Source organism: Actinomadura logoneensis (assembly GCF_003428695.1).
Classification (GTDB): Bacteria; Actinomycetota; Actinomycetes; order Streptosporangiales; family Streptosporangiaceae; genus Spirillospora; species Spirillospora logoneensis.
Genome location: NZ_QURH01000039.1, coordinates 23,487 through 29,931 on the forward strand (window position 1 = coordinate 23,487; position 6,445 = coordinate 29,931).

The window sequence follows — 6,445 nt, forward strand, 5'->3', positions numbered from 1 at the left end:
ACGCCCGGTGTCGCATGCCAAGTAGATGGCCGACCTCGCCAGGGCGCCGCGGCCGAGTGGGGCCGGGGCCATTCCTCGCGCCCTCGGCGTCAACGTGCCCGCGCCGTGATGACGCACGACGGGCGGGCGGCGGTCAGTCCGCCAGGCGGGTGCCGCGGCGCCAGACGGCTCGGGTGTTGAGGGTGTCGCTGATGTCGCTGGTCGGGTCGCCGTCGACCAGGAGGAGGTCCGCGCGGAGCCCTTCGGCGATGCGGCCTCGGTCGCTGAGGCGGAACCGGCGGGCCGTCGTCGCCGTGGCCGCGCGCAGGGCCCGTGCGGGCGTGAGTCCGGCGGCCACCAGGTGCTGCAGTTCCTGGTGCAGGCTCGCCCCGTGCGCCAGTCCACCGAAGAACGTCTCAGGCATGGAGACGTCGGTGCCGGCCAGCACGTCCACACCGGCCTCGTCCAGAGCGCGGACGGTGGCGTATACGTCCTCCAGCTTCCCCTGCGGGTAGCGGTTGTAGCTGGACCGCAGGGTCTCGTCCCACTTGGCGTCGAGGCGTGCGGCGACGCGCGGGTCGTCGGCGAGCGCGCTGCCGGTGATCCCCATCATCGAGGCGTTGAGGCTGACGCAGGCGATGACGAACATGCCCGCGTCCTTGATGAGGTCGATGATCTCGGCGCTGTGCGGCTGGTCCATGAACACGTGGGTGAGGCCGTCCACCCCGGCCTCGGCGGCCATCCGGGTGGCGTCCACGGTCAGTGCGTGGGCGACGGTGAGCGCACCGTACTTCTTGGCCTCCGCGACACCGGCGCTCACGGTGGACTGGTCGAGCATCGGCAGGCCGGGGTGTCCCTCCATGCTGCCGTCGTCGATCATGAACTTGATGAAGTCGGAGCCCCGGGCGAGGAGCTGGGGGACGAACGCCGCCGCTTCCTCGGGAGTGGTGGAGAACGGCATCAGGGGCATGACCGGCGGGAGGTCCCACTTCGGCCGGAACCCTTCGGGCATCAGCTCGCTCGGGTGGCCGCCGGGCGGCGTGATGGCGAAGCCGGCGGAACGCACGTCCGCCACGGTGTCGTCCTCGGTGATGAGCCCGCGGTTCTCCCGGGTGTTCATCCCCTGCATCTCCAGCTCGGTCGTCACGCCGAACCGCAGTGCGAGCGCGAGGGAACCCGGGGCGGAGTGCACATGGGCGTCGATGAGCCCCGGCAGCAGGGTGGCGCCGCTCCCGTCCACCGTCTCGCAGCCCTCGGGGACGTCGCCGCCGACGCGAGCGATCCGGGCGCCGTCGATGACCACGGTCTGCACGCCGAGGTCCTTCTCCCCGTCGAAGACCCGGGCGTTGGTGATCGCGGTGAGTGCCATGGCAGTCCGCCTCGTTTCCTCGCTCGTCGTAATTACATACCGGATGCTATGTACTTGCTGACGGGTATGCAAATGCCGGGACGCGAGCCTAGAATCGGGCCCATGAGCAGCGCGTCCTCCTCCGAGCGGCCCCCCGACGACCCGGTGCTGGACCAGATCGGCCCGGCGCTGTCCCGGCTGCGGCGACGCGCACCGGCCTCGGGCAAGGACCTCTCCCGCAATCTCGTCCTCAACGTGATCGCCGACGCGCCGGACGAGATGACCGTCGGCGGCCTCGCCGCCGAGATGGGCGTCGCCCAGCCGGTGGCCAGCCGGACCGTCGCCGCCTGCATCGAGGAAGGGCTGCTGCGCCGGGCGGCGTCCCAGGTCGACGGACGCCGCACCGTCCTCGAACTCACCGAGCACGGCGAGGCCGAACGCGACCGCTTCGCCGCCGAGCAGCGGAAGGCGTTCCAGGAGATCACCGCCGCCTGGACGCCGGAGGAGCGCATCCAGTTCGCGCGCCTCCTCGTCCGCTACGGCACCGACGCCGCCGCCTGGTCCAAAAAGCGGGCCGCAAGCCGCGACTGAGACCCCGGCGTCCCTGCCCCTTCGGTCGTCCCGTCCGCGCTGCGCGCCACATCCGCTGCCGGAAACACGCGCCAGTCAGGCCGGGGGACAGCGCCCGCCGCGCCTGGCGCGGACGTCCGGACACACGTCTTGAAGAAGGACGGCCGAACGCGCGAACTTCTTCGTGCTCTCGTGACATCCAGACGCCGGATTCGGAGCGCGGGTTCGGCACGGGGCGGGTCGGATTGATCACGTCGCGTCGCGCCAACCTCCGGGGGCCGAGCCCGCATCACACCCCGTACAGCACGATCACGGAGATCGCGCCCCGAGGTTGGGAGCTCCCCCCATGCGCAAGATCCTGCTCACCGGTGCAGCCGCCGCGCTCGCGCTCAGCCTGTCGGCCTGCAACATCGACGTCAACGGCAAGGCGACGGCGTCCGAGCCCTCCGGCTCCGCGTCCGCCCCGACCAGCGCGCCCGCCCCGTCCGGCGCCCCGTCCCACCACCGCGGCACCGGGGGCACCGGCTCCGGCCCGGGCGGCTCCGAGCCGACGCGCTCGGGCCGCCCCTGCGACCCGAACGTCTCGCCCATCCGCCAGGGCGCCTGCCCGGTCAAGGTCAAGTCCGGGCCGCTGCGCTACCTGGCGTCCGGCAAGTACACCGTCGGCGACACCGCCTTCTTCACCACCCAGAACACCGTCCTGGTCGTCGCCAGTGGCACGTGCCCCGACGGCACCAGCTCCGGCCCCAACATGCGCTGCGGCATCGACGGCATGGACAAGTGGGTCCAGGCTTCCCCGCACAACGTCGTCGTCCACTTCGACGGCGGCACCGCCACCAAGATCCAGGAAACCCAGTAACCCCCCCGCGCCCCGAGCTCGCGTGCTGCGAAGTGGTCTTCATCCGAGGCATGAAGGTCGATGGGGATGTCCACGACGCCAGAGGCACCTGCCCCCTGCGCCACTCGTCCACTCGAAGCAAGAGCGACGCCTTGACGCAGCGCCTCCGGCGTCGGACCCTCCCAAGGGCAACCTTCGGCCACCGGTCAACCGGGAGAGCGCCATGGCACTAGATTTCGTGGGTGTGGATCCGGCGAACCCGGACGACGACTGTCCGGCCGTGTGGGTGGACTCTGAGAGCGGTGACTTCTACTTCCAAGGGGAAAGCGTCACCGACCCCGACGTCCTTGCGTGGATCAACTCCGACAGCAGGCTCAAGGAAACCGAGTCGGTGGTCCGGCTTCCCGCAGCAATGGCCCAGATCATCATGGAGGCGGCCCGTGGGGACTACGAGCGCGACAGGCGGCGCTTCACTCCCGAGAACCACCCCCGCCCCGCTGAGGACGTACGGACGCGACGAGAGCAAGCCGAGCTTCGCTGACCTGGCGGCGGACGCCACTTCGTCCGCCTTCCACCTGGAGCTGCACGACTGGCACCTCACGGACGACCCTCGTTTCCTGGCCTGGAAGGAGGGGCGCCCGCAACCGTCCGTCCCCGTCGGGACCGCGTTCCAGGACGCCGTGCGGGGAGCCGTGGAACGCGGTGTCGTCGTCCGCCGCGTGCGGATCGTCTCGGAACCGGTCAGCGACTACGTCCGGTGGGAGCACAGCATCACCGCGGCCCACAACATCGCGGCCGGTGAGGACGTCCGCTGGCTGCCCAGGTCCATGTCCTCGACGCTGGCCCTCCCCGGAAACCCCTTCTGGATCTTCGACGGCAGGGTCGTCCGCTTCTCCGTCTTCGACGGCGCGGGCAACGTCGTCGGACACCAGCTCAGTGATGACCCGCGTGTGACCGCGCTGTGCTCCTCGGCCTTCGAAGCCGCGTGGGACCTGGCCGTCCCGCATGAGGACTACACGCTCGACTGAACGCCCACCCCGTGCCCTCTTCCTCGTCCTCCAGTGCCCAGCAGGCCCGACAGGCCCTCGCCGACCAGCTGCGCGAAGTCCGGCAGGCCGCCGGCCTCTCCGCCAAGGAACTGGCCAGGCGCGCGGGCTGGCACGGCAACTCCAAGGTGAGCAAGATCGAGCACGGCGCCCGGCCCGCCTCCATCGCCGATGTCAGCACATGGTGCGCGGTCTGCGGGGTCTCCCCGGAACGAACGGCGGAACTCCTCGCCGAGCAGCGTTCGGCCGCCGGTATGTGGCTCACCTATCAGCGGCTCAACCGTGCGGGCCTCAAGCGCGCCCAGCAGTCGGTCAGGCCGGTCTACGAACGCGCCTCGCTCATCCGCTCCTACCAGGCGCGGACCTTCCCCGGGCTGATCCAGACCGCCGCGTTCACCACGACGACCCTGGAACAGGTGCGGCTGCGGCAGGGCGTGCCCCTTGACGATGTCGCCGCCGCGGTCGCGGAGCGGATGGACCGCCAGCAACTCCTGAGACGCCCCGGGCGGCGGTTCATCTTCATCCTCGAAGAAGCGGTGCTCCGCTACCGCCTCGCCGGCCCCGCGGCGCACGCCGAGCAGCTCGGCCACCTTCTGGAGGTGATGAGCATGCCCGCCGTGTCGCTCGGCATCATCCCGCTGGACGCCGACCGCGTTCGGGCACGGCCGGCCGAGGGCTTCCTCATCTTCGACGAGGACCAGGTGTCCGTGGAGCTCGTCTCCGGCTACCTCAGACTCGCACAACCCGCCGAGGTGAACGCCTACGCGCGAGAGTTCGCCGGTCTGGAGAAGGCCGCCGTCTACGGCCGGTCGGCCCGCGAACTCGTCGCGGCGGCGCTCGCCTGAACGGCTCGACCCACCTCCACCTGGCCCTGATCGCCACGGCCCACCCTTGCCATTGACGCCCAGCGAGCCAGTGGCGGCAAGCGCTGCCTGACCGCTTGGACCGATATCTGACCAAGGGTCCGGCTGAGGTCGTCGAAGTACTGTGGCGGAGTGCCGAACTACTCGCCGGAGAACATCAGGATGACGGCGCTGCCCGCACCAGTCAGGCGAGGACGGTGGTGGGTTCACTCGTGGACGCTCGAGTCTTCCGCCGGGATCAGTCTCGAAGACTTCACTCTCCCGGAACCGCTCATCGATTTCGAAGGCGCCACCCTGATCACGTTCGAGCCCGCGAGGGGTGTGCTCGTGATCAGGGTTAGCGAACTGGACGAAGTGATCTCCGCGGCGGCGCTCGTTTACGTCGCCCAGATCGTCAACCTGGTTCGGGATGGCACGGGGGCCGAACTCGCCGTCAACGGCGATACCGAGAACCCTCTGTTCGACGTGGTCAGAGAGTGAGAGCTCAGGGCCGCCGTCCGGACCACAGCGTGAGCTGGGGTTCTTGGGGGAGGCCCAATCGTCCCAGGTGGGGGAGGGGGTCGGATGTGGACAGGGGTGGGGTGGCAAATGCCGCCTTCTCCGGCGATGCCCCGCAAGTCGCCTTGGCCGCCCGTCCGCCACTGTCGGTGACGATCGCTAGCTTCTCGTGACATGCCCGGACGACGACATGACGGCGTCAGAGCCGTCCTTGCGAAGAGCAACCTGGAGGTTCTCTTGAGCATGAGCACTGGCAACGAGGTCGTCAGCGAGTTCAAGCGCACCCAGCAGGCCATCGGCAAGGCGCAGGCCAAGGCCCAGGATGCCCTGGAGATTCTGGAGCACCGTGGTGTGAAGGTGTCCGCGGACATGTGGGCTCGCGCGGACGCTTGTGCCGACCTGGAGCAGGCGGAGCGGTGGTTCAAGCGGTCCTTCGACGTCGAGCGTGCCGAGGACCTGCTGGACTGACCCGGCCCGATGGCGGACGGGAGCGCGTCCCGTCCGCCATCGGTGTTCCACGACGGATCAGCGGGTCAGCACTGCCATTCCACGGCCCGTCCCATCCAGTGGTGAGCCCACTTGTGCGGCTTGCACGGGAACGGCCCGTGGTGGTGCCGGTGGCGGACCCTGACGGTGGTGCTGACCCTGCAACCCCAGCGGGGGTGCCGCTGTCCGGGCGCCCGGCAGTTCCAGGTGACGGTGTTGCGCATGATGCCGGGCCTGCGGGTCCGCACGGTGTACGTGATCTCCGCGGTCTGGCCCGCCAGGAGGTCTCCGGTCCAGGTCAGGAGGCGTCCGTTGCGGTGGACGGTCCCGATGGTCGCCTGGACGGGCCCCACGAGGAAGCCGGTGCCGAGGACGCCCGACAGGTCGTCGGTGATGGTCGCGCCGTGGAAGGTGTGCGCGCAGGTGTTGGTGACACGGATGCGGTAGCGCACCTCACCCCAGACGGGGACGCTGCTCGGCCGCGCGGTCTTCGCCACGGTGATCGTGTCGTTCGCGCATTCCTCCGGCGGCGGGACGGGGCACGAGCCGGTGTCGTAGGTGAGCGTCACCTCGCCGTTGCCCTGGCGGACACCCGTCTCGTAGGTGGCTCCGGCGGGGCCGAGGCTCGATCCGCCGCCACCGCCGCCCGCGCCCGTGCTGTTGGGCGTGGAGGAGCCGCCGGCGCCGCCGCCGTGTGCGCCTCCGCCACCGCCGCCGCCCGTCCCCATGTGCGGGTCCGCGAGGTTGACCGCGCCGTCCCCGCCGACGCGTCCTGTCGCGGCGCCGCCGGGGAGGCCGGGCTGGTCGGAGCCCGAGA

At 70.4% G+C, this 6,445-nt stretch carries 9 protein-coding genes; 7 read left to right on the top strand and 2 right to left on the bottom strand.

The features are described 5' to 3' along the window. Positions 1-133 precede the first annotated feature (133 nt). Positions 134-1,348, bottom strand: a complete 1,215-nt coding sequence (locus DZF91_RS02380; protein ID WP_117355876.1) for an amidohydrolase family protein — start codon at positions 1,346-1,348, stop codon at positions 134-136. A 102-nt stretch (positions 1,349-1,450) separates the two neighbouring features. Between DZF91_RS02380 and DZF91_RS02385 the strand changes: the two genes are divergently transcribed. The 7 genes from DZF91_RS02385 (at position 1,451) to DZF91_RS02415 (ending at position 5,610) form a co-directional block, all read left to right on the top strand. Next, positions 1,451-1,918 carry a MarR family winged helix-turn-helix transcriptional regulator gene (locus DZF91_RS02385; RefSeq protein WP_117355877.1) on the top strand — a complete coding sequence of 156 codons (468 nt, stop codon included), beginning with the start codon at positions 1,451-1,453 and terminating at the stop codon, positions 1,916-1,918. Positions 1,919-2,243: 325 nt separating this feature from the next. Beyond that, entirely contained in the window at positions 2,244-2,756 is a 513-nt protein-coding gene (locus DZF91_RS02390; RefSeq protein WP_117355878.1) for a hypothetical protein, read from the top strand. Between the two features lie 202 nt (positions 2,757-2,958). Beyond that, positions 2,959-3,276: a hypothetical protein gene (locus DZF91_RS02395; protein ID WP_199486352.1), complete on the top strand. Its 318-nt coding sequence runs from the start codon at positions 2,959-2,961 to the stop codon at positions 3,274-3,276. Beyond that, a complete protein-coding gene (locus tag DZF91_RS42845) occupies positions 3,176-3,763 on the top strand; it encodes a DUF6879 family protein (protein ID WP_328589105.1) in 588 nt (195 codons plus the stop codon). Before DZF91_RS02395 ends, DZF91_RS42845 begins: the two co-directional genes overlap by 101 nt. An 11-nt stretch (positions 3,764-3,774) precedes the next feature. Next, complete coding sequence (locus DZF91_RS02405) at positions 3,775-4,626, top strand: helix-turn-helix domain-containing protein (protein ID WP_117355879.1); 852 nt, start codon at positions 3,775-3,777, stop codon at positions 4,624-4,626. 150 nt (positions 4,627-4,776) lie between these two features. After that, positions 4,777-5,124, top strand: coding sequence for a hypothetical protein (locus DZF91_RS02410; RefSeq protein WP_117355880.1), 348 nt, complete (start codon positions 4,777-4,779; stop codon positions 5,122-5,124). A gap of 261 nt (positions 5,125-5,385) precedes the next feature. Beyond that, positions 5,386-5,610 carry a hypothetical protein gene (locus DZF91_RS02415; protein ID WP_147340958.1) on the top strand — a complete coding sequence of 75 codons (225 nt, stop codon included), beginning with the start codon at positions 5,386-5,388 and terminating at the stop codon, positions 5,608-5,610. 65 nt (positions 5,611-5,675) lie between these two features. On the opposite strand, the gene DZF91_RS02420 is transcribed toward DZF91_RS02415, so the two are convergent. Further along, on the bottom strand, positions 5,676-6,445 hold a 770-nt coding region (locus DZF91_RS02420; RefSeq protein WP_199486349.1), incomplete at its 5' end, for a DUF7927 domain-containing protein.